At 68.5% G+C, this 26960-nt stretch carries 24 protein-coding genes; 12 read left to right on the top strand and 12 right to left on the bottom strand.

The annotated features are described in order from the left end of the window. Nucleotides 1-15: 15 nt before the first annotated feature. Nucleotides 16-1041, top strand: a complete 1026-nt coding sequence (locus tag RXV79_RS01255) for an alpha/beta hydrolase family protein (protein ID WP_316701525.1) — start codon at nt 16-18, stop codon at nt 1039-1041. Here RXV79_RS01255 and RXV79_RS01250 read toward each other — a convergent pair whose 3' ends face one another. From RXV79_RS01250 to urtA, 7 genes are all read right to left on the bottom strand, one after another. Further along, entirely contained in the window at nt 1042-1386 is a 345-nt protein-coding gene (locus RXV79_RS01250) for a zinc ribbon domain-containing protein (RefSeq protein ID WP_316701524.1), read from the bottom strand. An 11-nt stretch (nt 1387-1397) separates the two neighbouring features. Then, on the bottom strand, nt 1398-2627 hold the full coding sequence (fmdA, locus tag RXV79_RS01245) for a formamidase (RefSeq protein WP_316701523.1): 1230 nt from the start codon (nt 2625-2627) through the stop codon (nt 1398-1400). A gap of 27 nt (nt 2628-2654) precedes the next feature. After that, nucleotides 2655-3344, bottom strand: coding sequence for an urea ABC transporter ATP-binding subunit UrtE (gene urtE / locus RXV79_RS01240; protein WP_316701522.1), 690 nt, complete (start codon nt 3342-3344; stop codon nt 2655-2657). 13 nt (nt 3345-3357) lie between these two features. Further along, nucleotides 3358-4101, bottom strand: coding sequence for an urea ABC transporter ATP-binding protein UrtD (urtD, locus tag RXV79_RS01235; RefSeq protein WP_316701520.1), 744 nt, complete (start codon nt 4099-4101; stop codon nt 3358-3360). 13 nt (nt 4102-4114) lie between these two features. Continuing rightward, the gene (gene urtC, locus RXV79_RS01230) at nt 4115-5311 is read right to left on the bottom strand and encodes an urea ABC transporter permease subunit UrtC (RefSeq protein ID WP_316701518.1); all 1197 of its coding nucleotides are present in this window, start codon (nt 5309-5311) and stop codon (nt 4115-4117) included. Nucleotides 5312-5335: 24 nt separating this feature from the next. After that, nucleotides 5336-6250, bottom strand: a complete 915-nt coding sequence (gene urtB / locus RXV79_RS01225) for an urea ABC transporter permease subunit UrtB (RefSeq protein WP_316701516.1) — start codon at nt 6248-6250, stop codon at nt 5336-5338. Nucleotides 6251-6382: 132 nt separating this feature from the next. After that, complete coding sequence (gene urtA / locus RXV79_RS01220; protein WP_316701515.1) at nt 6383-7636, bottom strand: urea ABC transporter substrate-binding protein; 1254 nt, start codon at nt 7634-7636, stop codon at nt 6383-6385. A 269-nt stretch (nt 7637-7905) separates the two neighbouring features. Here urtA and RXV79_RS01215 point away from each other — a divergent pair, with 269 nt between their 5' ends. From RXV79_RS01215 to RXV79_RS01190, 6 genes are all read left to right on the top strand, one after another. Further along, nucleotides 7906-11301: a hybrid sensor histidine kinase/response regulator gene (locus RXV79_RS01215; RefSeq protein ID WP_316701514.1), complete on the top strand. Its 3396-nt coding sequence runs from the start codon at nt 7906-7908 to the stop codon at nt 11299-11301. 35 nt (nt 11302-11336) lie between these two features. Then, nucleotides 11337-12179 carry a response regulator gene (locus RXV79_RS01210; protein WP_316704219.1) on the top strand — a complete coding sequence of 281 codons (843 nt, stop codon included), beginning with the start codon at nt 11337-11339 and terminating at the stop codon, nt 12177-12179. Between the two features lie 34 nt (nt 12180-12213). After that, on the top strand, nt 12214-13098 hold the full coding sequence (locus tag RXV79_RS01205; RefSeq protein ID WP_316701513.1) for a COG3904 family protein: 885 nt from the start codon (nt 12214-12216) through the stop codon (nt 13096-13098). Between the two features lie 146 nt (nt 13099-13244). Next, on the top strand, nt 13245-14381 hold the full coding sequence (gene metX, locus RXV79_RS01200; RefSeq protein ID WP_316701512.1) for a homoserine O-succinyltransferase MetX: 1137 nt from the start codon (nt 13245-13247) through the stop codon (nt 14379-14381). Then, nucleotides 14378-14962, top strand: coding sequence for a methionine biosynthesis protein MetW (gene metW, locus RXV79_RS01195; RefSeq protein WP_296724229.1), 585 nt, complete (start codon nt 14378-14380; stop codon nt 14960-14962). Before metX ends, metW begins: the two co-directional genes overlap by 4 nt. Nucleotides 14963-15034: 72 nt before the next feature. Then, complete coding sequence (locus RXV79_RS01190) at nt 15035-15481, top strand: GNAT family N-acetyltransferase (protein WP_316701507.1); 447 nt, start codon at nt 15035-15037, stop codon at nt 15479-15481. Here the strand turns inward: RXV79_RS01190 and RXV79_RS01185 are convergent. Then, nucleotides 15478-17715: an ATP-binding protein gene (locus RXV79_RS01185; protein WP_316701505.1), complete on the bottom strand. Its 2238-nt coding sequence runs from the start codon at nt 17713-17715 to the stop codon at nt 15478-15480. The genes RXV79_RS01190 and RXV79_RS01185 overlap by 4 nt on opposite strands. Nucleotides 17716-17856: 141 nt before the next feature. On the opposite strand from RXV79_RS01185, the gene RXV79_RS01180 reads away from it, so the two are divergent. Next, nucleotides 17857-18234 (top strand): response regulator, encoded by a 378-nt coding sequence (locus RXV79_RS01180; RefSeq protein ID WP_316701504.1) that lies wholly within the window; start codon nt 17857-17859, stop codon nt 18232-18234. A gap of 11 nt (nt 18235-18245) precedes the next feature. Here the strand turns inward: RXV79_RS01180 and RXV79_RS01175 are convergent, their stop codons facing one another. The 3 genes from RXV79_RS01175 to RXV79_RS01165 form a co-directional block, all read right to left on the bottom strand. After that, nucleotides 18246-18827, bottom strand: coding sequence for a chalcone isomerase family protein (locus tag RXV79_RS01175; protein ID WP_316701502.1), 582 nt, complete (start codon nt 18825-18827; stop codon nt 18246-18248). A gap of 86 nt (nt 18828-18913) precedes the next feature. After that, a complete protein-coding gene (locus RXV79_RS01170; protein WP_316701501.1) occupies nt 18914-20002 on the bottom strand; it encodes an S-adenosylmethionine:tRNA ribosyltransferase-isomerase in 1089 nt (362 codons plus the stop codon). Beyond that, entirely contained in the window at nt 19999-20700 is a 702-nt protein-coding gene (locus RXV79_RS01165) for an SDR family NAD(P)-dependent oxidoreductase (protein WP_316701499.1), read from the bottom strand. The genes RXV79_RS01170 and RXV79_RS01165 overlap by 4 nt, the downstream gene beginning before the upstream one ends. 114 nt (nt 20701-20814) lie before the next feature. On the opposite strand from RXV79_RS01165, the gene RXV79_RS01160 reads away from it, so the two are divergent. The 3 genes from RXV79_RS01160 to RXV79_RS01150 all read left to right on the top strand — a co-directional run bounded on the left by RXV79_RS01160 (nt 20815) and on the right by RXV79_RS01150 (nt 23653). Beyond that, on the top strand, nt 20815-21390 hold the full coding sequence (locus RXV79_RS01160) for a helix-turn-helix domain-containing protein (RefSeq protein WP_316701498.1): 576 nt from the start codon (nt 20815-20817) through the stop codon (nt 21388-21390). Nucleotides 21391-21468: 78 nt separating this feature from the next. Next, the gene (locus RXV79_RS01155; protein ID WP_316701497.1) at nt 21469-22431 is read left to right on the top strand and encodes an MBL fold metallo-hydrolase; all 963 of its coding nucleotides are present in this window, start codon (nt 21469-21471) and stop codon (nt 22429-22431) included. A gap of 121 nt (nt 22432-22552) precedes the next feature. Continuing rightward, nucleotides 22553-23653 carry a fatty acid desaturase family protein gene (locus RXV79_RS01150; protein WP_316701496.1) on the top strand — a complete coding sequence of 367 codons (1101 nt, stop codon included), beginning with the start codon at nt 22553-22555 and terminating at the stop codon, nt 23651-23653. Here RXV79_RS01150 and RXV79_RS01145 read toward each other — a convergent pair. Beyond that, nucleotides 23650-24567 carry a LysR family transcriptional regulator gene (locus tag RXV79_RS01145; RefSeq protein WP_316701494.1) on the bottom strand — a complete coding sequence of 306 codons (918 nt, stop codon included), beginning with the start codon at nt 24565-24567 and terminating at the stop codon, nt 23650-23652. The genes RXV79_RS01150 and RXV79_RS01145 overlap by 4 nt on opposite strands. Nucleotides 24568-24668: 101 nt before the next feature. Between RXV79_RS01145 and metE the strand changes: the two genes are divergently transcribed. Next, nucleotides 24669-26954 carry a 5-methyltetrahydropteroyltriglutamate--homocysteine S-methyltransferase gene (gene metE / locus RXV79_RS01140; protein ID WP_316701492.1) on the top strand — a complete coding sequence of 762 codons (2286 nt, stop codon included), beginning with the start codon at nt 24669-24671 and terminating at the stop codon, nt 26952-26954. Nucleotides 26955-26960: the final 6 nt, after the last annotated feature.

Here is a 26960-nt window from a genome sequence, read left to right as displayed (position 1 = left end):
CCCCAGGAGAACCGCATGACATTCCGCTTCGCTTCGACACTCGCCGGGCTGGCGCTGGCCGCCCTGTGTGCCTCGCAGACCTCGGCCCAGGTCGGCCTGCAGCGCGAGAGCTGGACCGTCCAGAAGGCTGACGGCGCTGCCGACACGGTGCCCGGCATGGTCTGGTACCCGACCGCCGCATCAAGCGAGGCCCATCGCTTCGGCCCGTTCCAGGTCCAGGCCGCGCTCGGCGCCCCGCCCACCCCGGGCCGCCACCCACTGGTGCTGTTCTCGCACGGCAACGGCGGCACCGAGATCGGCCACGCCTGGCTGGCTGAGACGCTGGTCTCGGCCGGCTACCTGGTGGTGGCGATCCGCCACCCCGGCTCCAACTACCAGGACATGAGCGCCAAGGGCCGGCCCATCTATTTCACCGAGCGGCCACGCCACCTCACGAAGGTGCTCGACCAGCTGCTCGCCAGCGAGCGCTGGGCGCCGCTGATCGACGCCACGCGCATCGCCGCCGTCGGCACCTCGGCCGGTGGGCACACCGTGCTGGCGCTGGCCGGTGCCCGGCCCGACCCGACGCGTCCCGCGCGTCACTGCAGCGTGCAAGGTCGGGGCCTGGACGACGACGTGACCATGTGCCTGCAAGGAGGCTTCACGAAAGCCCAGCCCGCGCCGGCGCCGCAAGAGCCCGGCCAGCCGGTCGACCGGCGCGACCCGCGCATCCGCGCCGTGGTGGCCGACTCGCCGCTCGAGATGGGCCTGGCGGCCGAGTCGCTCGCCGGCATCAGCGTGCCGCTGCTTGTGCAATACGGCGCGCTCGACGACAACCTCGTGCCGCGCATCCACGCCGAGGCGCTGTGTGCCGCGCTGCCCAAGGCCACCTGCTACCGCGACGAGCGTGCCGGCCACCACGCGATCTTCCAGACCGGCACCGGCCGCCTCGGCCCGCCCGGGCTCGACCCGGCCGCCGACCCGGACGGTTTCGACCGCGCCGCATGGCAGGCCGCCGCCGGCCCGCGCATCACGGCCTTCCTCAACGCAGCGCTGCGCTGATCAGTGGCTGATCATCCAGGGCCGCTTGCTCGGGAAGGCCTTGGCGCCGTTGGGCGCGGTGACGGTGGCCTTGCGCGAGGCGCCCGTCGAGCAGCAACCGCAGCCGGCCGGGTGCTTGAGCCGCGCGTAGTCGCTCGAACGTTTGGGCTCGTGACGGGCGCGCTCGTTGGTCTCCATCGCGCGGCGCGTGCTGCCTTCCATCAGGCCGAGACGCGGTGCGGTGGCGAAGACCCGCGGCGAGGGCGCGCCGCAGTCGGGGCAGGCCGCCGCCTCGTTGCGCATCGCCAGCGTGCGGAACGCATCGAAGCCGCCGCAATCGGCGCAGGCGTAGTCGTAGGTCGGCATGCGCGTCGCTCCTAGACGAGGTCGGGCGAGAGCGGCATCTGGATCGAGCCGTCGATGAACTTCTGTGGGCCCGCGGCGTTCGGGTTGATGTCGAAGTCGAAGATCTGCGTCGGCAGCCACAGCGTCGCACACGCATTCGGCACGTCGACCACGCCGCTGATGTGGCCCTGCACCGGCGCCGTGCCGAGGATGCTGTAGGCCTGCGCGCCCGAGTAGCCGAACTTCTTCAGGTACTCGATCGCGTTCAGGCAGGCCTGGCGGTAGGCCACGTTGACGTCGAGGTAGTACTGCTTTCCCGATTCGTCGACGCTGATGCCTTCGAAGATCACGTAGTCGTTGTAGGTGGGGGTGATGGGGCTCGGCTTGAAGATCGGGTTCTTGATGCCGTACTTGGCCATGCCGCCCTTGATCAGGTTGACCTTCATGTGCACCCAGCCGGCCATTTCGATCGCGCCGCAGAAGGTGATCTCGCCGTCGCCCTGGCTGAAGTGCAGGTCGCCCACCGACAGGCCCGCGCCGTCGACGTAGACCGGGAAGAAGATCTTCGAGCCGCGCGACAGATCCTTGATGTCGCAGTTGCCGCCGTGCTCGCGCGGCGGCACGGTGCGCGCGCCTGTGGCGGCGGCCTTCGTCAGCGCATCGCCCTTCAGCTTGCCCATGTGCGCCGTGCCGGCGAAGGGTGGGTTGGCCAGGCCGCTGGTCGCGGGGTCGGAGTCGATGAGCGCCTGCTCGCGCGTGTTCCACATCTCCAGCATCTTCGGGTCGGGCAGGCAGCCGATGAGGCCGGGGTGGATGAGGCCGGCGTACTTCACGCCCGGCACATGGCGCGAGGTGGTGAACATGCCGTGGAAGTCCCAGATCGACTTCTGCGCCTGCGGGAAATGTTCGGTGAGGAAACCGCCGCCGTTCTTCTTCGAGAAGAAGCCGTTGAAGCCCCAGAGGCTGTCGTCCTTGGCGCCGATGTCGAGCAGGTCCACCACCAGCAGGTCGCCGGGCTCGGCGCCTTTCACGCCCACCGGGCCGCTCAGGTAGTGCACGGTGGTGAGGTCGATGTCGCGCACGTCGTCGGCGGAATCGTTGTTCTTGATGAAGCCGCCCGTCCAGTCGTAGGTCTCGAGCACGAAGTCGTCGCCGGGCTTGACCCAGCAGGCCATCGGAATGTCGGGGTGCCAGCGGTTGTGCACGCCTTCGTTGGTGGGGGCGGGCTTGGACAGGTCGACCTTGATGAGTGTCTCGGGCATGGTGGGGCTCCTCGCAGGGTGGATGGGTCAGACGGAGAGGTATTGCTTGATGTGCGCGACGTCGGTGTCGGCACGCTTGGTTTCGTGCACCAGGCGGCCGCCTTCGATGACGAAGAGCCGGTCGGCCACGTCCATCGCGAAGCTCAGCACCTGCTCGCTCACGACGATGGTGATCTCGCGCAGCTTGCGGATCTCGTTGAGCGCCTTTGCGATGTCTTTGATGATGGACGGCTGGATGCCCTCGGTCGGCTCGTCGAGCAGCAGCACCTTGGGGTCGGTGACGAGCGCGCGGGCGATGGCGAGCTGCTGCTGTTGCCCACCCGAGAGGTTGCCGCCTTTGCGGCGTCGCATGTCCCACAGCACCGGGAAGAGCGCGTAGATCTCGTCGGGGATGCGCTTGTGCTTCGCGTTCTCGAGACCGGTCTGGATGTTCTCTTCCACCGAGAGCGTCGGGAAGATCATGCGGCCCTGGGGCACGTAGGCGATGCCTTTCGCGACACGGCGGTAGCTCTCGTCGTGGCTGATCTCGCTGCCCGCCACCTGCACGCTGCCGCTCTTGGTGGGCAGCACGCCCATCAGCGACTTGAAGAGCGTGGTCTTGCCCATCCCGTTGCGGCCCATGATGGCCACGGTCTCCTTGCTGTTCGCTTCGAACGAGATGCCGTGCAGCGCCTCGCTCTGGCCATAGGCGACGTAGAGGTCCTTGACGTTCAGCATGTGAGGGTCCTGTTCAATGGCCGAGGTAGACGTCGATGACCTTGGGGTCGTTCTGCACCTTCTCCATCGACCCCTCGGCGAGGATCTTTCCCTGGTGCATCACGGTGACCTTGTGCGCGATCTGCTTGACGAAATCCATGTCGTGCTCGATCACGATCACCGCACGGTTGGCGCAGATGCGCTTGAGCAGCTCGGCTGTGAGCTCGCGTTCACGCGCGCTCATGCCGGCGATGGGCTCGTCGAGCATGAGCAGCTCGGGCTCCTGCATCAGCAGCATCCCGATCTCCAGCCACTGCTTCTGGCCGTGGCTCAGGAGGCCCGCTTCCATCGCGAGCATCTCGGCGAGGCCCACTTCCTCGGCCACCACCTGCACACGCGCCTTCACCTCGTCGCTGCACTTGAAGAAGAGCGCGCCCAGCACCGAGCGGCCTTTCGGGAACGAGACCTCGAGGTTCTGGAAGACGGTGAGGTTCTCGTAGATCGAGGGTGTCTGGAACTTGCGGCCGATGCCGCGCCGCACGCGGGTGTGCTCGGCGAGCTTGGTGAGTTCTTCGTTCTTGAACTTGATGCTGCCGGCGCTGGCCTTGGTCTTGCCGCAGATCAGGTCGAGCAGCGTGGTCTTGCCGGCGCCGTTGGGGCCGATGATCACGCGCAGCTCGTTCTTGTCGATGTAGAGCGTGAGGGCGTCGATGGCCTTGAAGCCGTCGAAGCTGACGGTGAGGTCTTCGACTGCCAATGCGAAGTCGGTATTGCTCATGGGGCGGTCCTCCTCAGGCCTGCTGGCCGCTCAGCGTGGGGTTCAGGGGCTTGGGTGCGGGGCGCGGCGCCGGCGGCTCGGGGTAGGAGGCCTGCGCCGCCGCCACCCGCTCGCGGATCGAGCGGCGCTCGGCCTGGCGCTTCTGCCACCACGGCTTCAGGTGGCTCTCGACCAGGCCGGCCAAGCCGTTCGGGAAGGCCATCGTCACGCCGATGAAAAGCGCGGCCATCAGAAAGAGCCACAGGTCGGGGAAGGTCTCGGAGAAGAGCGTCTTGCCCGCGTTCACCAGCAGCGCGCCGTACACCGCGCCGACGAGGCTCATGCGCCCGCCCACCGCCGCGTAGATCACCATCTCGATCGACGGCACGATGCCCACGAAGCTCGGCGACATGAAGCCCACCTGCAGCGCGAAGAGCGCACCACCGATGCCCGAGAGCGCCGCGCCGAGGCAAAACACGGCGACCTTGAACATCGCCACGTCGTAGCCGGAGAAGCGCACCCGGTCTTCCTTGTCGCGCATCGCGAGCAGCAGCGTGCCGAGCTTGCTCTTCTGAACCCAGGCGCAGAGCACGATGCTCGCGAGCAGCAGCGCACAGCACACGTAGTAGAGGATGACCTTGGCGCTGTCGGTGCGGATGTCCCAGCCGACGAGCGTCTTCAGGTCGGTCATGCCGTTGACGCCGCCGGTGTAGCCCTGCCGGCCGATGATGAGCACCGACAGGATCAGCGCCACCGCCTGCGTGATGATCGCGAAGTACACCCCGCCCACGCGGCGCTTGAACATCGCGTAGCTGATGATGAAGGCGAGCAGCGTCGGGACGGCGATCACCGCGACGAGCGTGAAGGGCAGGCTCTTGAACGGGATCCAGAAGGTGGGCAGCTCGGTGAGCTGGTTCCAGTCCATGAAGTCGGGGATGCCCGGCGTGCTCTGGATCTTGGTGCTCACCGGGTCGCTGGCTTCGAGCTTCAGGAACATCGCCATCGCATAACCGCCGAGCCCGAAGAACACACCTTGCCCGAGGCTCAGCACGCCGCCGTAGCCCCACACCATCACCAGGCCGATGGCGACGAAGGCATAGGTGAGGTACTTGCCGACGAGGTTGAGGCGGAACACGTCGAGCGTGAGCGGCAGCACGGCGAGCAGGAAGACCGCGAGGATCAGCGTGCTGCCCGTGCCGGGCTTCAACAACCACTTCTTCAAGGGAATCATTCGGGTACTCCAGAGAACTGCAGGTCAGCGCCGCACCTTCACCGCGAACAGCCCCTGTGGCCGCGCCATCAGGATCAGCACGATCAGCGAGAGCGTGAGCACCTTGGCCATCGATCCGGTCATGAAGAACTCGCTGATGGACTGCGTCTGTGCGATGCCGAAGGCCGAGGCCACGGTGCCGAGCAGGCTGGCGGCGCCGCCGAAGGTGACGACGAGGAAGGCGTCGACGATGTAGAGCGAGCCGCTCGTGGGCCCGGTCGAGCCGATGGTGGTGAAGGCCGCGCCGGCCACACCGGCGATGCCGCAGCCAATGGCGAACGTGAGCCGGTCGGTCTTCTTCGTGTTGATGCCGATGGCGTTGGCCATCTGGCGGTTGCTCACCGTGGCGCGCACGCGCAGGCCCCAGCGGCTCTTGTAGAGCGCGAGCATCACACCGCCCGTGACGACGGCGGTGAGCGCGAGCACGAAGAGGCCGTTGATCGGGATGTCGAGCCCTTCCTTCGGTGCCCACGAGCCCATCAGCCACTCGGGCAGCGTGGGGCTCACTTCCTTCGGGCCGATGCCGGTGCGAAAGCACTGCTGCAGCGCAAGGCTCACGCCCCACGTGGCCAGCAGCGTGTCGAGCGGGCGCTTGTAGAGGTGGCGGATCAGCGCCCACTCGACGAGCCAGCCCGCAATGAACGCGAACACGAAGGCGACGAGGATGGCGACCGGGAAGTAGTAGGGCGTGAAGCCCGGCGCGAACTTCTCGGTGAGCGTGCTGCCGAGGAAGATGGTGTACGCGCCGATGGTCATGAACTCGCCATGCGCCATGTTGATCACGCCCATCTGCCCGAAGATGATGGCCAGGCCCAGGCCCATCAGCAGCAGCACCGAGAAGAGGCTCAGGCCGGCAAAGCCCTGCATGAGCCCGATGTTCATGAATTCAGAGAACGTCATCGCATGAGTCCTGCGCTACCGAATGCCCGCCCGGAGGGCCGGGCCACATGGGGCGAACACCGTGGAGCCGGCTTTGCCGGTCCACTGGTGTTGCCCCCTGGAGGGGGCGGCCGTCAGGCCGTAGGGGGTGGCCTATTGATATCCCTTGGGGAAGGGGTTGGGCTCGATCAGGTTCGGTGACTCGGCCACCAGCTTGAACTGCCCGTCGGCCGTCATCTGGCCGATGCGTGCCTTGCTCCACAGGTGGTGGTTCTCGTGGATCTTCACGTAGCCCTCGGGGGCCTCCTTGAACTCCACGCCGGTCGAGGCGACGGCGATCTTGTCGACGTCGAAGCTGCCGGCCTTCTCGACCGTCGCCTTCCACAGCCACGGGCCGAGGTAGGCGGCCTGCGTCACGTCGCCGATCACCGCCTTGTCGCCGTACTTGGCCTTGAAGGCCGAGACGAACTTCTTGTTGTTCGGGTTGTCGAGCGACTGGAAGTACTTCATGCAGGCATAGAAGCCGGCCGTGTTTTCGCCGCCGATGCCGAGCAGCTCGTCTTCCGTCACCGAGATGGTGAGCAGGAACTGCTTGTCGGACGTGATGCCCGCAGCCTTCAGCTGCTTGTAGAAGCTCACGTTGGAGCCGCCCACCACCACCGCGTAGATGCAATCGGGCTTGGCGACCTTGATCTTGTTGATCAGCGAGTTGAAGTTGGTGTGGCCGAGCGGGTAGTACTCCTCGCCGACGACCTTGCCCTTGAGCTGGTTCTCGATGTGCTTGCGCGCGATCTTGTTGCTGGTGCGCGGCCAGATGTAGTCGCTGCCGATGAGGAAGAAGCTCTTGCTCTTCTTCTCCTTGTTGGCCCAGTCGAGGCCCCAGAGGATCTGCTGCGTGGCCTCCTGGCCGGTGTAGATGACGTTCTTGCTCTGCTCCAGGCCTTCGTAGAAGGTCGGGTAATAGAGCATGCCGTTCTCCTTCTCGAAGACCGGCAGCACCGCCTTGCGCGAGGCGCTGGTCCAGCAGCCGAAGACGGCGGCGACCTTGTCGTTGACGAGCAGCTTCTTGCTCTTCTCGGCAAAGGTCGGCCAGTCGCTCGCGCCGTCTTCCTTGATGACCTTGATCTTGCGGCCGAGCACACCGCCCATCGCGTTGATCTGGTCGATGGCGAGTTGCTCGGCCTGGATGGAGCCGGTCTCGCTGATGGCCATGGTGCCGGTGGCCGAGTGCAGCTGGCCCACCGTGACCTCGGTGTCGGTGACGGCGAGTTTGGTGGTGTTCACCTTCGCGGTCGGGTACTGCTGGGCGAAGGCCGGCGCGGCCAGCCCCGCCAGCGGCAGGGCGGCGGCGCCTTGCAGCAGGCGGCGGCGTTGGGCGTCGGGGGTGCGGTCTTGGTCGCGTGACATGGCGGTGCTCCTGGCGGGCAGTGGTGGTGAAGAAATCGTGCGAGTGGCACCAGCCTTGTGCGGCGTGTGCCTGATCGCGTTGATGTCACTGTCCCGGAACCCCTGCGTATGGCGAATACGTCATTCAACGTAGAGGACGACAGCCCCTCGGTCGACGGGTACGCCGACCGATCCCCCGAGGGGATGCGGGCCGGCTTGGGAGCGGCCCGGCGCTCGGCCCGCTGGGTTCGCTTCTTGCATTGACGCTGGCAAGAGCAGGAGTACGAGCTGTGTCCGGGGCCACGCAAAAGATCTTTCGCATCCGTCGCGACTACAACACCTGGGTCGCCGACGAGACGCTGGAGGACTACGCGCTGCGCTACACGCCGCGCCACTTCCGCAAGTGGAGCGAGTTCCGCGTGGCCAACACCGCGTTCGGCGCCACCTCGTTCCTTGCGCTCGAAGCCATCGGCGGCGCCATCGCCATCAACTACGGCTTCTCCAATGCGCTGTGGGCCATCCTCGTCGTCGGCCTCATCACCTTCCTCACCGGCCTGCCGATCAGCGTCTACGCCGCGAAGTACGGCGTCGACATGGACCTGCTCACCCGCGGCGCCGGCTTCGGCTACCTCGGCTCCACGCTCACCTCGCTGATCTACGCGAGCTTCACCTTCATCTTCTTCGCGCTCGAAGCGGCCATCCTCGCGCTCGCACTGCAGATGTATTTCGGCTGGCCGCTCGGGTGGTGCTACCTGCTGTCGTCGCTGGGCATCCTGCCGCTCGTGATGTATGGCATCACGCTCATCTCGCGCCTGCAGACGTGGACGCAGCCGCTCTGGCTCTTCCTGCTCGCCCTGCCCTTCGTGTGGGTGCTGGCGAAGAACCCGCAGGCGTATGCCGACTTCACCGGCCTCGTGGGCCGCGCCTCGGGCAGCAGCGGCTTCGACTGGCTGATGTTCGGCGCGGCGGCCACCGTTGCCTTCTCGCTCGTGGTGCAGATCGGCGAGCAGGTGGACTACTTGCGTTTCCTGCCCGAGAAGACGGCGGCCAACCAGCGCCGCTGGTGGACGGCGGTGCTCGTGGCCGGCCCGGGCTGGATCGTGCTTGGCATGGTCAAGATGCTGGGCGGCGCCTTCCTCGCCTTCCTCGCCCTGCAGCACCAGGTGCCCACGAGCAAGGCGATCGAGCCGACGCAGATGTACCTCGCCGGCTTCGCCTACGTGTTCGACGATGCCCGATGGGTGCTCGCGGCGACCGTGCTCTTCGTCGTGGTCTCGCAGGTGAAGATCAACCTCACCAACGCATATGCCGGCTCGCTGGCGTGGAGCAACTTCTTCGCGCGCCTCACGCACAGCCACCCGGGGCGTGTGGTGTGGCTGGTCTTCAACGTGCTGATCGCGGTGCTGCTCATGACGCTTGGCGTCTTCGAGGCGCTGGAGCGGGTGCTCGGGCTCTACAGCAACGTGGCCATCGCCTGGGTGGGCGCGCTGGTGGCCGACCTCGTCATCAACAAGCCGCTCGGCCTGAGCCCGAAGCACATCGAGTTCAAGCGCGCGCACCTGTACGACATCAACCCGGTGGGCCTGGGCGCAATGCTCACCGCGGCGGTGGTCGCGATCGTGGCCTACGCGGGCGTGCTCGGGCCCACCGCCGAAGCCTTCTCGCCTTTCATCGCGCTCGCGACGGCGATGGTGCTCTCGCCACTGCTGGCCTGGGCCACGCGGGGCCGCTACTACCTCGCGCGGCGCAACCTCACACGCTGGGCGCCGGGGCAGAACGTGCAGTGCTCGGTGTGCGAGAACACCTTCGAGTCGGAAGACATGGCGCACTGCCCGGCCTACGACGCGCCGATCTGCTCGCTGTGCTGCACGCTCGAGTCGCGCTGCCACGACCGCTGCAAGACCAACTCGCGCGCCGCCGAGCAGGTGAGCGCGGCGCTCGCCACCGTGCTGCCCGAGCGCCTGGCGGCGCGCGTGAACTCGCGCGTGGCGCACTACCTCGTGGTGCTCGCCTCGCTGATCGGCCTGCTGGCGGTCATCCTCGGCGTGGTGTACGACCAGCACCGCGTGCTGCACGCCGGCGAGCAGGTGCTGCTGCAGGCGCCGCTGCTCAAGGTGTTCGCGCTGCTCTCGCTGGTGGCCGCGGTGGGGGCATGGTGGATCGTGCTCGGCAGCGAGAGCCGCCACATGGCGCAAGACGAGTCGAACCGCCAGAACCTGCTGCTCACGCGCGAGATCGAGGCCCACCAGCGCACCGACGCCGCGCTGCAGCAGGCGAAAGACCTCGCCGAAGCGGCGAACCAGGCCAAGACACGCTACGTGGCCGGCATGACGCACGAGTTGCGCACGCCGCTCAACAGCATCCTCGGCTATGCGCAGATCCTGCTGAAGGACGAGCAGGTGCAGGGCGCGCGGCGCGCCTCGGTCGCCACCATCCACCGCAGCGGCGAACACCTGCACGGCCTGATCGACGGCCTGCTCGACCTCGCGCGCATCGAGGCCGGCCGCCTGCGGCTCGACCCCGCGCCGCTGCCCATGCACGAGTTCCTCGACGACCTGGTGCGCATGGTGGCGCCGCAGGCCGAGGCCAAGGGGCTCGCGTTCAAGCTCGAGACCAGCGGGCGCATCCCGCAGTACGTGAACGCCGACGCGCGGCGGCTGCGGCAGATCCTCATCAACCTGCTCGGCAACGCGGTGCGCTTCACCGACCGCGGCAGCGTGACGCTCAGGCTCGACCACCGCCGCGAGGTGGCGCGCTTCGAGGTCATCGACACCGGCATCGGCATCGCCGCGCAGGACCAGGAGCGCATCTTCCTGCCCTTCGAGCGCGGCAGCGCGGGCCGTCGCACCGGCGACCCCGGCACCGGCCTCGGCCTCACGATCACGCACCTGCTCACGCAGCTGATGGGCGGCGAGCTCACGCTCAAGAGCACGCCCGGCGAGGGCAGCACCTTCAGCGTGCGGCTGTACCTGCGCGAGGTCAGCGCGCCCACCCGGCCGCGCCTGCCACACCGGCCGGTGACGGGCTACGTGGGCCCGCGGCGCACGCTGCTGGTGGTCGACGACCAGCCGACGCAGCGGCAGATGCTGGTGGGCATGCTGGTGCCGCTGGGCTTCCAGATCCGCGAGGCGGCCAGCGGCAGCGAATGCCTGGAGAGCGTGCTCGCGCAGCCGCCCGATGCGGTGCTGCTCGACGTGTCAATGGACGACATGGACGGCTGGGAGACCGCCCGCCGCATCCGCCACGCCGGGTTTGCGCAGCTGCCCATCGTGATGGTCTCGGCCAACGCCTTCGAGAACCAGCCCGACAAGCTGGCCGAGGCCGGCGTGCAGGGTTTCGTCGACAAGCCGGTGATCGAGTCGGAGCTGCTCGCGGCCCTGCAACGGCACCTGCAGCTCGAATGGCTGGCCGAACTCGCGATGCCGGCGTGGACCGGCTCGGTGGTGTCCGACGTGGAAGCGTCGCTGCCGGCGCAGCTCGTGGGCGAGCTGATGCGGCTCGCGCGGCTCGGCCATGTGCAGGGGCTGAAGGCCGCCGTCGAGAGCGCGCTGCAGACCCACGCCGAGTGCGCCCCGGAGTTGCAGCGCCTGGCCGAACTCGTCGCCCGCTACGACCTCGAAGGCGTGCTGCAGCAGCTGGTGAAGAACCTGCAGGGCCGCGCCACCGAAGAAGAGGTGCCGCTGTGAGCGCGAGCGCCAGCACGCGGCTCGCCGGCGTCGTGATGCTGGTCGACGACGCGCCGCAGTCGCTCGGACCGGTGTGCCTCGCGCTCGAGGAACACGGCTACAGCGTGGTGGTGGCCCACGACGGCGAATCGGCGCTCGCGCGGCTGGAGCTCGTCTCGCCCGACGCCATCCTTCTCGATGCGCTGATGCCCGGCCTGTCGGGCTTCGAGGTGTGCCGGCGCATCAAGGCCGATGCCGCGCTCGCGCATGTGCCGGTGATCTTCATGACGGGCTTGTCGGAGACGCCCCACATCGTCGAGGGCTTCGAGAGCGGCGGTGTCGACTACGTGGTCAAGCCCGTGCGTGCACAGGAGGTGCTGGCGCGCCTGGCCACGCACCTGCGCAACGCCCGTGTGGCGCGCCTCGCACGCGACGCGCTCGACGTGGGCGGCCACGGCGTGCTGGTGATCGACGCGCAGCAGCGCGTGGCGTGGCGCTCACCGCAGGCCGCGGCGTGGATGCGCGAGTTCTATCCCGGCGAAGAGGGTCTGCCGCCGGCCTGGCGCCGTTGGCTCACCGAAGGGCAGACCCACGAGCACGCGAGCGACGCGCTGCTGCTGCGCAACCTCGGCGCCGTCGGCCTCGGCGAGCAGATGCTGCTGCTGCAGCGGCGCTCGCCCGAAGCGGCCATGCCGAGCCGCCTGAGCACCGCGGCGCTCACGCCGCGCGAAGCCGAGGTGCTGTCGTGGGTGGCCAAGGGCAAGACCAACCGCGACGTGGCCGACATCCTCGGCATGAGCCCGCGCACGGTCAACAAGCACCTGGAGCATGTGTTCGAGAAGCTCGGGGTGGAGACGCGCGCTGCGGCGGCGGCGCTGGCCAGCCGGGAGCTGGGCTGAGGCGTCGCGATAATCCTCCGCAAGGGGAGAACGAATGCCGAACAACACCACCGCGCGGCGCCGCCGTGAGCCGGGCCTGGCCATCAAGCACCTGAAGGGCGACTATTCGCTCGCGCGTTCGTACTGGCTGCACACCGTGCTGCTGGGTTGGGGCACATCGTGGCTGGGCATCTACGCCATCCAGAAGGTGGGTGAGCATCATGCTGCGCGCCATGCGTCGATGACGCTGCTGGTCTACCTGTGCGTGGCCTTGCTGATCACTGCCTGGTCGCTCGCCGGTGCCTGGATGTCGGCGATGAAGAGCCTCTTCGGCCGGGGCGGGCGCTTCTGGGCCATCCTGGCAATGCTCTCGCTCGCCTTCGGAGCAGTCGGCACGATGCGCGAATACATCGAGCTCCGCCCGGCCCTTCGCGAACACTGGGCGATTGCGCGGGGCGAGCAGCCCGCCGAGGACTTCGAAGTGGTGCTGCTGGAGGAGGGCCGGGTAGTCTCGTACACCGGCGGCGTCAACGAAGGCGCCTCGCGGGTGCTCGACCAGGTGATTGCCGACGCGCCCCGCGTCACCACCGTGCGCCTCGAATCCCCGGGGGGCTGGATGCGCGAAGGCGAGCGCATGGCGGCAGTGATCCGGCGCTACGGCCTCAGCACCCGTGTCGACACCGAATGCCATTCGGCCTGCACGGTCGCATTTCTCGCAGGGATCGACCGCACGTTGGGCGAAGGGGCGGTGCTTGGCTTCCACCGAGGGCGCGCGCCCGGCCAGAACGCCAAGGGCGAAAGCGAAGCCCATGACGCCGAGGTGTATGCCAAGGCAGGCCTGCCGCAAGCCTTCATCCGTCGCGTGCTCGAAACACCGCACGACGACATCTGGACACCCAGCCGGCGCGAGCTCCTCAAAGCCGGCGTGCTGACACGCTGAAGTTCCCGACGCGCCTATACTCCGCCCCCAGCGCTGATTTGTTCCGGATTGCGAGCGCTTAATAAATTCAGCTAAAGACAGGACGCACACCCGGTGTCCCGCTTTGGCGGCACCGGGTTTTTTCTTTTCATGGTGCGAAGGACAACGTGACAGCTTCACTCGGTCATGTGACACCTCAGGCAATGCAGTTTGCCGACCCGCTGCCGCTGCGCAGCGGGGCCTCCTTGCGCGACTACACCCTCGCCTACGAGACCTACGGCACGCTCAATGCCGACAAGAGCAATGCCGTGCTCGTGTGCCACGCGCTCAATGCGTCGCACCACGTGGCCGGCACCTACGAAGGCCAGGCCAAGAGCGAGGGCTGGTGGGACAACCTCGTCGGCCCCGGCAAGCCGCTCGACACGAACCGCTTCTTCGTGATCGGCGTCAACAACCCCGGCTCCTGCTTCGGCTCCACCGGCCCGATGCACACCAACCCCGACACCGGCCGCCCCTACGGCGCCGACTTCCCGGTGATCACGGTGGAAGACTGGGTCGACGCGCAGGCCCGTCTGCTCGACCGCCTGGGCATCACGCAGCTCGCCGCGGTGCTGGGCGGCAGCCTCGGCGGCATGCAGGCGCTCAGCTGGGCCATGCGCCACCCGCAGCGGGTGCGCCACTGCATCGCAGTCGCCACCGCGCCCAACCTCTCGGCGCAGAACATCGCCTTCAACGAAGTGGCGCGCCGCGCCATCATCACCGACCCCGAGTTCCACGGCGGCCACTTCTACGCGCACGGCGTCGTGCCCAAGCGCGGCCTGCGCGTGGCACGCATGATCGGCCACATCACGTATCTGTCGGACGACTCGATGGAGGCCAAGTTCGGCCGCAGCCTCAAGGGCGAGCAGCCGGCCTACAGCACGCAGGACATCGAGTTCGAGATCGAGAGCTACTTGCGCTACCAGGGCGACAAGTTCAGCGAGTACTTCGACGCCAACACCTACCTGCTCATCACCCGCGCCCTCGACTACTTCGACCCGGCGCGCGAGCACGGCGGCAACCTGGCGGCGGCATTCGCGCCCGCCCGCTGCAAGTTCCAACTGGTGAGCTTCACCACCGACTGGCGCTTCTCGCCGGCACGCTCACGCGAGATCGTGAAGGCGCTGCTGCACAACCGCTTCGACGTGAGCTACGCCGAGATCGACGCACCGCACGGGCACGACGCCTTCCTGCTCGACGACCCGCGCTACCACGCACTGATGCGGGCTCGATTCGATGGCATCGCGAAGGAGGTCGGCGCATGAGCGACAGGAAGGACATCGAGTTGATCGCCGAGCTGGTGCCGCCCGGCTCGCGCGTGCTCGACCTCGGCTGCGGCAGCGGCGAGCTGCTCGCCCACCTGCGCGACAAGCGCGGCTGCACCGGCTACGGCATCGAGATCGACGACGCCAACGTGCTCGCCTGCACGCAGCGCGGCGTCAACGTCATCCAGCTCAACCTGGAAGACGGCCTCGCGATCTTCGAAGACCAGAGCTTCGACGTGGTGCTGCAGCTGGAGACGATGCAGCACCTGCGCCACACCGAGCGCCTCTTGCGCGAGACGGCCCGCGTGGGGCGTGTGGGGGTCATGAGCTTTCCCAACTTCGCGCACTGGCCCAACCGCCTGCGCGTGGCCACCGGCCGCATGCCGGTGACGAAAGCGCTGCCCTACCAGTGGTACGACACCCCCAACATCCGCGTCGGCACCTACACCGACTGCGAGGTGCTGCTGCGCAAGGACGGCTTCGAGGTGCTCGACGGCTTCGGCATCCAGAACGGCGAGGTGGTGCGCCGCTTCCCGAACCTCATGGCCAGCGTGGCGGTGTTCAAGTTCCAGCGCCGATGACGGGCGCATGAATATCCTTCTGGGGTAGACCCGAAGGGCGCAAGTGCGGGCTCACTGGCTAGGATCGGCCGCATGGTTGAAGAGTCTCTGTGCTTCCGCGCAGCCACCGTGGCCGATGCCGCGGTGCTCGGGCGCCTGAACCACCTGCTGATCCGGGACGAGGGCCACCGCAACCCGATGGGGGTCGACGAGCTGGTCGAGCGCATGCGCCGCTGGCTGGCCGACGAGGGTTATGAAGCGCTGCTCGGCTTCGACGGCGACGACCTGGTGGCCTACGTGCTGTGGCGCGACGAGCCCGACTGCGTCTACCTGCGCCAGATCTTCGTGCAGCGCGAGCACCGCCGCCAGGGCGTGGCGCGCCACCTGATGCTGAGCGTCTTCGAGCGCTGGCCCGACAAGCGCCTCACCGTCGATGTGCTCGCCGGCAACGCCCGCGCGCTCGCCTTCTGGCGCCGCATGGGCTACCGCGACTACGCGGTGCTGCTGGAGCGGCTGCCGCTCTCGGACGACGAAGGCTAGGCCGTCGTCGCCTGCCCCAGCGCCGAGCGCACGGCCCGCGCCAGCTCGACCAGCCGGTAGGGCTTGGCCAGCAGCTGCACGCCCGGGTCGAGCCGGCCGTGGTGGACGATCGCGTTTTCGGTGTAGCCCGAGGTGTAGAGCACGCGCAGGCCGGGGCGCAGCTTGCGCGCCGCGTCGGCCAGGGCGCGGCCGTTCATGCCGCCCGGCATGACGACATCGGTGAAGAGCAGGTCGATGTTGTCGTGCTGCTCGATGTGGGCGAGCGCATCGGCACCGTTGTCCATGTCGATCACCCGGTAGCCGAGCGAACGCAGCTGCTGGCAGGCGTAGCGGCGCACCATCTCGTCGTCTTCGACCACGAGGATGCTTTCCTTGCCGCCGGTGGGCATGACGCGATCGTGGGTCTCGGGGCTGCCGGCCTGGGTGTAGAGCGCCCGCGGCAGGTAGAGCTTGACGGCGGTGCCGTGCCCCTGCTCGGAATAGATGTTGATGTGCCCGGCCGACTGCTTGACGAAGCCGTAGACCATCGCGAGGCCGAGGCCCGTGCCCTTGCCCTTTTCCTTGGTGGTGAAGAAGGGCTGGAAGACGAGTTCGAGGTGCTCGGGCGAGATGCCCTGGCCGGTGTCGGACACGGCCAGCATCACGTACTGGCCCGGCTTCACCTCGGGGTGGCTGTCGGCGTAGGCCTGGTCGAGCACGGTGTTGGCCGTCTCGATGGTGAGGCGGCCGCCCTTGGGCATGGCGTCGCGCGCGTTCAGGCACAGGTTGAGCAGCGCGTTCTCGAGCTGGCCCTGGTCGACCATGCCCTGCCACAGGCCGGCCGCGCGGATGAGTTCGATCTCGATGTGCTCGCCGAGCGTGCGGCGCAGCATCGAGTCCATCTGCGCGATGAGCTGGTTGACGTCGAGCGGCTTGGGGCTCAGCGCCTGCTTGCGTGCGAAGGCGAGCAGCTGCTGCGTGAGCGCGGCCCCGCGCTGCGCGGCGCCGACGATCATCTCGGCGAGCTGGCGTTGTTCGACGTTGTCGCCCGCCTGCTCGGCCAGCAGCTCGGCATTGCCCATCACCACGGTGAGCAGGTTGTTGAAGTCGTGCGCCACGCCGCCGGTGAGCTGGCCCACGGCTTCGAGCCGCTGCGACTGCATCAGCCGCGCGTTGAGCGTGCTGATGTCGTCGTGCTGGTGCTGCAGCGACTCGGCCGCCTGGTTGAGCCGCGTCATCAGCTCGCCCAGCTCGCCGCGCGGCAGCGGCGGGGCGATGCGGGCGCTCAGGTCGCCCTCGGCGAGCTGGCGCGCCATGCGCGTGCTGCGCACGATCTGCCGGCGCAGCACGATCTCGGCGAAGAACCACACGACGAGAAACAGCACCAGCGCGAGCCCGGCCAGCAGCGAGATGTCCTGCCCAAAGCGGCGGTTGGCGCTGGCCAGCAGGCTGCTCTTGGGGGCACCGGCCGCGATGCGCAGGCCGGTGCCCTGCAAGGGGGCGCTGTCGGCCAGGGCCCACACGTGCGCATGGCCGGCGGTGTCGGCCAGCTCGCCGCTGGCCACCCCGGCGTGCTGGGCAGCGAACTGGTGCAGCGCGGTGCCGGCGAGCGAGGCCCCTTCGGGCAACACCGCATCGGGGCCATGCGAGCGGGCGTAGACCGCGCCCTTGCGGTCGAAGAGCATCAGGCTCGCGCCGGGCAGCGGCGGCGTGTCGCCGTCGAAGAGCTTCTGCAGGTTGAGCGAGGCGAGCAGCACGAACTGCAGCGCCCCGTCGGCCGCGCGCACGGGGTAGGCGATCTGCAGCACGGCCACGCCGGTCAGGCGGCCGAAGGTCGGCTCGAGCAGCACCTTGTCGTCACGCGATGCGAGCGCAGCCTTGAAGTAGGCGCGGTCACGCAGGTCGAGGTCGCGGCCGGTGCGCAGCGAGTCGCAGAAGAGCCGGCCATCGGGCTTGATCGTGAGGATGCCGGTGTACTGCGGGTAGGTCTCGCGCACGTTGGAGAGGAAGGCCGAGCACGCATCGCGGTCGTCGGTCTGCAGGTCGCGTGCGCGGCCCAGGCCGTAGAGCAGCTGGGCCGTGCCCTGGATGCGGTCGACCATCGTCTCGCTGCGCCGCTGCGCGAAGGCCACGAGCACGGCGGTGTCGGCTTCGACGGCGCGGTCGCGGTCGTGGAAGAAGCGGGCGAGCGCGAGCAGGGCGGGCAGGGCGGTGGCCAACAACGTGAGCAGCAACAGCCGGGTTCGGATGCTCATGGTTCTCCCTGCTGTCTGTGCGTGCGGTGTGCGCTGCTATGCTGCTTCGGCCTTGCGGCAGCGGGTGCGCCGAGGGCGAAGTTGCGGCGGATCATAAGCGCCGACCGCGCCAGTGGCTGTATCCGACAGAGGTCTTGCCCGATGCCCGATGGACGACTGTTGATCCTCGACGACGACCCCGCGGTGGGCCAGATCCTGCAGATGGCGGCCAAGAGCGCGGGCGTCGAGGCACGATGGTGCGAGCACGTTCACACCTTCTTCCAAACCCTCGCCGACTGGCACCCCACGCATGTGGCGGTCGACCTGCTGATGCCCGACATCTCCGGCCAGGAGGTGCTGCGCCGGCTGGCCGACGCGGGATGCCGCGCGAAGGTGATCGTCTCGAGCGGCCTCGGCGCCGGTGAGCTCGACGAAGCGCTCGACGAAGCGCGGGCAATGGGCCTGCAGACGGCGGGAGTGCTGCCCAAGCCGTTTTCGCTGGCAGCGGTGCGTGCGCTGCTGGCGCCGCCGGTGGACTGAGCGGGGCGGCCTCAGCCGCCGAGCAGCGCGTCTCTCAGCAGGTTGTCGGCGGGCGAGGGGCCGACCCAGATCTTCAGGATCATCGAGAAGAACTCGGCGTCGCCCACGGGTTCGCCCTGGGCCTTGCCGGTGATGAAGAACTGCGTGCCCTTGCCGGGCACGAATTCCATCGCGAACGAGTCGCCCGGCATCAGCTTGGCCTTGGCCGAGAAGACCTCGATCAGCCGCGTGGAGGCCAGTGCGTGCTTGGTCATCAGGTCTTTCGACGAGTTCTCGCCCATGCCCTTGAGGAAGAGGCGGCCGAGCTCGGTGCTGGGCAGCTCGCGCAGCGCCACGAAGTTGAGCCGCTTCGGCCCGGGCAGCGCGAGCAGCTCGTCGACCTTGCTCACCTTCTTGGCGGTGTAGAGCGCCATGTCGTAGACCTTGAACACCGCGCGGTGGCGCGTGCCGGAACCATTGAGGATGAGCGGTGTGCCTGCGACCACCGTGGTCGTTTCGAATTTGGTGGATGTGTTTTGCGCCTGCGCAGCACCCAGCGTCAGCACCAGGCTGGTCACGAAGGCGGCTAACGGGCGGGCAAGGGCAGCACGCATGAGAACTCCGGATTTCGAGATGTCGGTATGGCCGGATTATTCCTGCCCCGCCGAAGCGCGCGGCTCCCGGGAAACCCCGCGCCGCGTCACGCCGCGTGCGATATGGCGCGACTCGACGCGGGTTCTGCCCTGCGCACCGGCTGTCGCTCAATCAGCACGGAGTCCCCAAACTCGTGCGTGCGGTATCCGCCCGCCTCGAGGCTGCGGTCGACCTGCTGCAGCAGCGCCGCCGGGGCAAACGCGTGCAGCAGCCCATGGTGACTGGAGCCCGGCTCGTGCGTGCCGGTGACGATGGCGTCGACCACCTGCAGCCAGCCGAAGCTCTGCGGGCCGAGGCGCTGGGTGGCCACACCGGGGCCGGCGCGCAAGGTGCCGCGGCGGGCCGCATGTTCGAGCGCGCGTGTGACGGTGGTGCCGAGCGCGATGACGCGGCCTCCCTCTGCACGCGTGGCGTGGATCGCCTGCACGGTGGCAGCGGGCAGGTGATAGGGCTCGTCGAAGGGCAGGCGCGCATCGAGCGTGTCGTCGCCGGTCGACGACAAGCCGGCCGCGTGTGTCAGCGTGGCGAAACCCACCCCTTGGTCGCGCAGCGTGTGCAGCAGGCCCCAGTCGAGCAGGAAACCGGCCGAGGGCGGCTCGAAGGCGACGGGGAGCGCGGCCACGCGGGTCCACACGTCCCACAGCGCCAGCGCCTGCGGCACGTGGGCGTATTGCACCGGCTTGCCGTGGCGCGCGAGGCCGGCCCAGATGGCATCGGGCGTGCCCTCGAAGTGCAGCGCGATGAGGCGCGGGTGGTCGAGCAGCCGCAGCACCTGCGCGCGCAGCGGGCCGAGCGCGAGCCGGTCTCCGGGTTTCAGGGGCGGCGGCAAAGGGCGGTCTTCGGTTCGGGTGCGGTGGTCGCCAGCGCCGAAGACGATGGCGGTGAACTCGTGCACGTCGTCGACCGCCAGCGAGCGGCGGCCGGCGAGGCGCACCTCGATCACCTCGCCGGTGGGCAGGTGCAGGCCGTGCAGGCTGGCAGGCAGCGTGGCCGCGTCGTTGGCCACGAGCAGGTCGCCTGCGCGCAGGAAGCGCGGCAATGCGCTGCGGGCGGCGTGGTTCAGCCGGCCTTGGCCGTCGACGACCAGCAGGCGCGCATCGCGTGGGCGTTGCACCGGGGTGGTGGCGGGTGTCATGCAGGCTCCTTGTCGATCAGGTGGTGCAGGATCTCGCGCGCCGCATCAACGGGCCGCTTGAGGGCGGCGGGGTCGGAGTCGGGCAGGGCGAGCGCGTGGAAAGGTGTGTCCATGTCGCCCGGGTCGAGCGCCAGCATGCGCACGCCGTGCTCGCGCAGCTCTTCGTGCCAGATGCGGCTCAGGTGCGCGAGCGCAGCCTTGCTCGCGCCGTAGGCGCCCCAGCCGGGGTAGGGCGTGGCGGCGGCGTCGCTCGTGATGTTGACGACGGTGGCCGGCCGGCCATCGCGCGCCGAGGCACGCAGTGACCCCAGCAGCGCCTTGGTGAGGCGGAAGGGGCCGAGCAGGTTGGCGGCCAGCGCCGCCTCCAGGTCTTCGCAGTCGGTGTCGGCCAGCAAGGCCAGCGGCACCGGGCCGAGGTGCGAGGCGTTGTTCACCAGCACGTCGAGCCCGTCGAGTGCGGCGGTGATCTGCAGCGCGAGCGGGTAGATGTCGTCCTTGCGGGTGATGTCGCCGACGAGCCCGTGCGTGCCCGGCAGGCTGCGCGCCACGTCGGCCACACGCCCGGGCGTGCGGGCGACGAAGGCGACGTGGGCGCCCGCCGCGTGCAGCTCGCGCACGAGCGCGAGGCCGAGGCCCGAGGTGCCGCCGGTGACGGCCACTCGAAGATCCTGCAGGTCTTGAAGAGAGGAGTGGTGCATGGTGTGGCTTTCGAGGTGTCGATGGGCTGCACGATAGGCAGCCGTGCCCTGCGCGACGAGCGTCTTGTCCATCCGATTGGCAAGCCGGCCTTCGAATGGACAATGCAGCCCACCATGCCGGCCGACGACCCGTCTTCGATTCCTGCCCACCTCGCCCGCAACCTCGCCGGCCTGCGTCACACGCGCTCGTTGACGCAGGAGCAGCTGGCCAAGGCCGCCTCCGTGCCGCGGTCGACGATCGCCAACCTGGAGTCCGGCGAAGGCAACCCGTCGCTCGCGGTGCTGGTGAAGGTGGCCGGCGCGCTCGGCGTGCCGATCGACGAGCTGCTGGCCTCGCCGCGCGCGCTGGTGCGGCACTGGTCGGCCGCCGAGGTGGCGAAGCGGCAGAAAGGGCGCGGCGTCACCATCCGCGAGCTGGTGCCCGAGCCCGTGCCCGACGAGATGATGGAGGTGATGGACTTCGCCCCGGGCGCGGTGATGGCCGGCACGCCGCACCTGCCGGGCACGCGGGAGTTCTTCACCTGCCTGCACGGCCAGGTGGTGATCAGCGTGGCCGGCGAGCGCTACCCGCTGGCAGCGGGTGAAGTACTGGCCTTCCCGGGCAACCTGCCGCATTCGTACCAGAACGCCGATGCCCTGGCCGCAGCGCAAGGCGTGTCGGTGGTGGTGCTGGCCAAAGCAGGGGTCTGAGCATTCCCTGTCATGAATGCGGTTTAACGCGCCGCGCCTATGCTCGCGTCCCCACTCACAACACCAAGAGGGACTCCCATGACGATTGCACGATCACTTCGCCGCGCCGTGGCCGCCTTCGCCGGCGCCCTGCTGCTCTCGACCGCCGCCCACGCCGAGGCGCCGCAGGTCAAGACCCAGGCCCCCGGCTGGTACCGCCTGATGATCGGCGACATCGAGGTCACCGCGCTGCTCGACGGCGTCATCAACCTCGAGCCGCAGAAGCTCCTGACCAACACCAAGCCGAAAGACGTGAGCCGGCTCCTGGCCAAGTCGTTCCTGAGCGACACGGTGCCGACCTCGGTCAACGCCTACCTGGTCAACACCGGCAGCAAGCTGGTGCTGATCGACGCCGGCGCGGCCGCACTCTTCGGCCCCGGCCTCGACCAGCTGCACGCCAACCTCAAGGCCTCGGGCTACCAGCCCGAGCAGGTCGACGTGGTGGTCATCACGCACATGCATGGCGACCACATCGGCGGCCTGATCCAGGGCGGCAAGATCGCCTTCCCCAACGCCACCGTGATGGCCGACCAGCACGACGCCGACTTCTGGCTCAGCGCCGAGAACCTGGCCAAGGCGCCCGAGCAGATGAAGATGTTCTTCCAGGGCGCGCAGATGACGCTCAACCCCTACGTGGCGGCCGGCAAGTTCAAGACCTTCGAGGGCAACACCGAGATCGTGCCGGGCATGAAGGCGATCGCCGCACACGGCCACACGCCGGGCCACGCGGTCTACGCGGTCGAGTCCAAGGGCCAGAAGCTCGTGCTGTGGGGTGACCTGATGCACGTGGCGGCGGTGCAGTTCCCGAAACCCGAGGTCACGATCCAGTTCGACAGCGACAGCAAGGCGGCGATGGCGCAGCGCAAGAAGGCGTTCGCCGATGCGGCCAAGGGCGGCTACTGGGTGGCCAGCGCGCACCTGCCCTTCCCCGGCATCGGCCATCTGCGCGCCGACGGCAAGGGCTACGTGTTCGTGCCGGTGCACTACACGCCGATCAAATGACGCACCCGACGGCCCGCCGATGATGCGGGTCAAGCAACCCGCATGGGGGTGGCGGCGGTAAGGGTCGGACCGGGCAGAATCCCGCTCCGACCCGACCACCTCGGCGCACGCGCCGATCCGCATGACCACCCTCAGTGTTCCCCGCATCAGCTTCGCGCCACGTGCGCCCTTTGCCGATGCCCTCAAGTCGCGCGTCGCCGCGTATTTCACGAGCACCGGCCGCAGCGAGCGCGGAGACTGGCGCCTCTTCGCCAAGACCGTCTTCTCCTATGCCCTTTTGATAGGCAGTTATGTGAGTGCCATCTGGTGGGTGCAGAGCGGCTGGGGTCTCCTGCTGGCGGCCCTCGGCATGGTGCAAGGCTACGTGCTGATCGCCTTCAACGTGATGCACGACGGCGCGCACGGCAGCTACTCGCGCCGCACCTGGGTCAACCGCCTGGCCGGCGCGTCGATGGACTTCATCGGCTCCAGCGCCCTGCTGTGGCGCCAGAAGCACAACCAGCTGCACCACACCTACACCAACATCGACGGCAAGGACGACGACCTGGCGCTGGGCCGCCTGCTGCGCCTGAGCCCGCAGCAGCCGTGGCACCCGTGGCACCGCGTGCAGCACTGGTACGCCCCGCTGCTGTACAGCCTGCTCACCCTCTACCTCGCCATCTATTCCGACTGGCACAAGCTCGTGACCGGCCGCATCGGCCACACGCCGCTGCTGCCGCGCAAGTGGACCGACGTGGCCTACTTCCTCGCCACCAAGGCCTTCTACGTCACCTATGCCCTGGTGATCCCGATGCTCTTCCACCCGGCGTGGCTGGTGCTGCTGGTCTTCTTCGGCATCCACGCGCTCTTCGGGCTGACATTGAGCCTCGTCTTCCAGCTCGCGCACATCGTCGAAGACCTGGAGTTCCCGCAGCCCGACCCGGCCAACGGCCGCATGGCCACCGACTGGGCCACGCACCAGGTGCAGACCACCGCCGACTTCGCACCGCGCAACCGGCTCGCCACCTTCTACATGGGCGGCCTCAACTTCCAGGTGGAGCACCACCTCTTCCACCACGTGAGCCATGTGCACTACCCGGCGCTCCACCGCATCGTCCGCGAGACCTGCGCGGAGTACGGCGTGCCCTACCGCTGCTTCGGCACGGTGCGCGAAGCGGTGGGCTCGCACTTCCGCTTCCTGCGGCAGATGGGGCGGCGGCCCGCCCTGGCTCTGTCGACCTAGAGGCGCACGAGACCGGGCAGCAGCTGGAAGCTGGTGTCGCGCAAGGTCTCCACGAAGGCGCGCACGTAGGGCCGCTGCGACAGGCCGGCCTTGTGCGCCGCATGCAGGCGCGACATCAAGCTGCGCTTGCCCACCGGCCGTGTGCTGACGTAGCCGCGCTCCACGTAGGGCTGCACGCTCCAGCTCGGCAGCACCGCGATGCCGCGGCGGCTGGCCACGAGTTGCAGGATGGCCACCGTGAGCTCCGAGGTACGGCGTGTCGGGTTCACGCCTGCGGGGGCGAGCACCCGCATGATGTCGAGCAGGCTGTCGGGCACGGGGTAGTGGATCAGCGTCTCGCCCGCGAAGTCTTTCGGCGTGAGGTGCGTGCGGGCGGTGAGCCGGTGGTCGTTGGCCATCACCGCGACCATCGGGTACTGGAAGAGCGGCACGAACTCGATGCCGCTGCTGTCGTCGACCTCGGAGGTGATCGCCAGCTCGGCGCGGTCGCTCACCACCAGGCCCACCGGGTCGGCGTGGAAGCCCGAGACGATGTCGAGCTCGACCTCGGGCCAGTGCGGGCGGAAGGCGTCCATCGCGGGCATCAGCCAGTCGAAGCAGGTGTGGCACTCCACCGCGATGCGCAGCGGCCCGGCGCTGCCGCCGGCCATGTTGGCGAGGTCGCGCTCGGCGGCCTGCACCGCATCCATCACCTGCAGGCCCAGCTGCGCGAGGCGCAGGCCCGCCGGCGTGAGCCGCACCGGCTGCGTGCGGCGCTCCAGCAGTTCGAGTTCGTACACGCCCTCCAGCAGTTTCAACTGATGCGACAGCGCCGACTGCGTGAGGTGCAAGCGCTCGGCGGCTGCACTCAGCGAGGGGGCATCCATCAGCACGGCGAGGGTGCGCAGGTGGCGCAGTTCGAGGAGTGTGGGCATGGGGTATGAATGCTTTTCAAGCGATCGGTGAAATTCTTTCGCTTGAATCATATGCGTCGCGTTCCTAGCATCCCGACTCTCTTTGATTCCACGAGATCGGCATGAAGACGCACACCCTGGGCTTTCCGCGCATCGGCGCACAACGCGAACTGAAGTTCGCCCTCGAACGCCACTGGCGCGGCGAGTCGCAACCCGAGGTGCTGCCGCAGATGGCGCAGGAGCTGCGCACCCGCCACTGGCTGCTGCAGCGGCACGCGGGGCTCGACTTCGCCACCACCGGCGACTTCTCGCTCTACGACACCATGCTCGACCACGCGCTCATGTTCGGCGCGGTGCCACAACGCTTCGGCTTCACGCCGGGCCGGATCGGGCTGGCCGAGTACTTCGCGCTCGCCCGCGGCAATGCCGCACAGGGCGCGATGGAGATGACCAAGTGGTTCGACACCAACTACCACTTCCTCGTGCCCGAGCTGTCGCCCGACCAGGACTTCAGCCTGCACGCGCAAGGCCTGCTCGACGCGGTGCGCGAGGTCGAGAACCGCAGCTTCACCCCGAAGGCGGTGCTGATCGGGCCGCTGACCTTCCTGTGGCTCTCGAAGATCCACGGCGTGCCCGAGGGAAGCGATGAAGCCGAGGCCAAACTTGCGTTGCTGCCGCGACTGCTCCCGATCTACCAGCAACTGCTCGCCGCACTCGAAGCCCGCGCCGTGGCCTGGGTGCAGATCGACGAGCCCGTGCTCGCGCTCGACCTACCACCGGCGTGGGTGGACGCGCTGCCCCACGTCTACCGCACGCTGGCCCCGGCGCACCTTCGCATCCTGCTCGCGACCTACTTCGAATCGATCGAAGCGCATCTGCCAACGCTGGCGACATTGCCCATCCACGGCCTGCACCTCGACCTGGTGCGCGCCCCACATCAGGCGGCCGCGGCGCTGCGCCTGTGGCCACGCGACAAGGTGCTGTCGGCCGGCGTGATCGACGGGCGCAACATCTGGCGCGCCGACCTGCGCGCCGTGCTGGTGCAGCTGAAACCCCTGCACGCCCGCTGGGGACAGCGCTTGTGGCTCGCGCCGAGCTGCTCGCTGCTGCACTGCCCGGTCGACCTCGCCCCTGAGACGCGGCTCGACCCGCAGGTCAGGCGCTGGCTCGCGTTCTCGGTGCAGAAGCTGGCCGAACTCGGCACCTTGAAGCGCGCATTGCAGGACGGCGAGGCCGCAGAGGAGACAGCGCTCGCCGAGAGCGACGCCGCCCAGCGCTCACGCCGCAGCAGCCCGCAGGTGCAGCAGCCCGCGGTGCGCGCCCGCGTGTCCGCGCTGCAGGCTGCCGACGCCGAGCGTCAGCACGCCTATGCCGAGCGCCGCGTGCAGCAACGCGCGCGCCTCAAGCTGCCGGCCTTCCCCACCACCACCATCGGCTCCTTCCCGCAGACCAACGAGATCCGCGTCGCCCGCGCCCGCTTCAAGCGCGGAGAGCTGCGCGAGGCGCTGTACCGCGAGCAGATGCAGGAGGCGATCGGCCAGGCCGTGCGCGAGCAGGAAGCGCTGGGCCTGGACGTGCTGGTGCACGGCGAAGCCGAGCGCAACGACATGGTCGAGTACTTCGGCGAGCAGCTCTCGGGCTATGCCTTCACCGACAACGGCTGGGTGCAGAGCTACGGCTCGCGCTGCGTGAAACCGCCGGTGCTCTTCGGCGACGTGGCCCGCCCGGTGCCGATGACGGTCGAGTGGACACGCTACGCCCAAGGCCTCACGAAGCGCTGGATGAAGGGCATGCTCACCGGCCCGGTGACGATGCTGCAATGGTCTTTCGTGCGTGACGACCTGCCACGCGAGCAGGTGGCGCTGCAACTCGCGCTCGCGCTGCGCGACGAGGTCAACGACCTCGAAGCCGCCGGCATCGCCGTGATCCAGATCGACGAGCCGGCCTTCCGCGAAGGCTTGCCGCTGCGTCGCGCCGATTGGGCGACCTACCTCGAGTGGGCCGCCCGCGCCTTCCGCATCAGCGCGAGCGGCGTGCGCGACGACACGCAGATCCACACCCACATGTGCTATTCGGAGTTCAACGACATCCTGCCGTCGATCGCCGCGATGGACGCCGACGTCATCACCATCGAAACCTCGCGCTCGCAGATGGAGCTGCTGCGCGGCTTCGGCGACTTCGCCTACCCCAACGAGATCGGCCCCGGCGTCTACGACATCCACTCGCCACGCGTGCCCGATGCGAATGAGATGCTGGCCCTGCTGCGCAAGGCCCGCGAGGTGATTCCCGACGACCGCCTCTGGGTCAACCCCGACTGCGGCCTGAAGACCCGCGGATGGGAAGAGACACGCGGTGCCCTGCGGCACATGGTGGAAGCCGCAAGAGCACTGCGCACCGAACTGACGTGATCTCGC

The sequence above is a fragment of the Piscinibacter gummiphilus genome (assembly GCF_032681285.1).
In the GTDB taxonomy this organism is placed as follows: Bacteria; Pseudomonadota; Gammaproteobacteria; order Burkholderiales; family Burkholderiaceae_C; genus Rhizobacter; species Rhizobacter gummiphilus_A.
The sequence above is the reverse complement of the archived record's forward strand: the minus strand, read 5'-3'. Positions and strand labels throughout refer to the sequence as shown.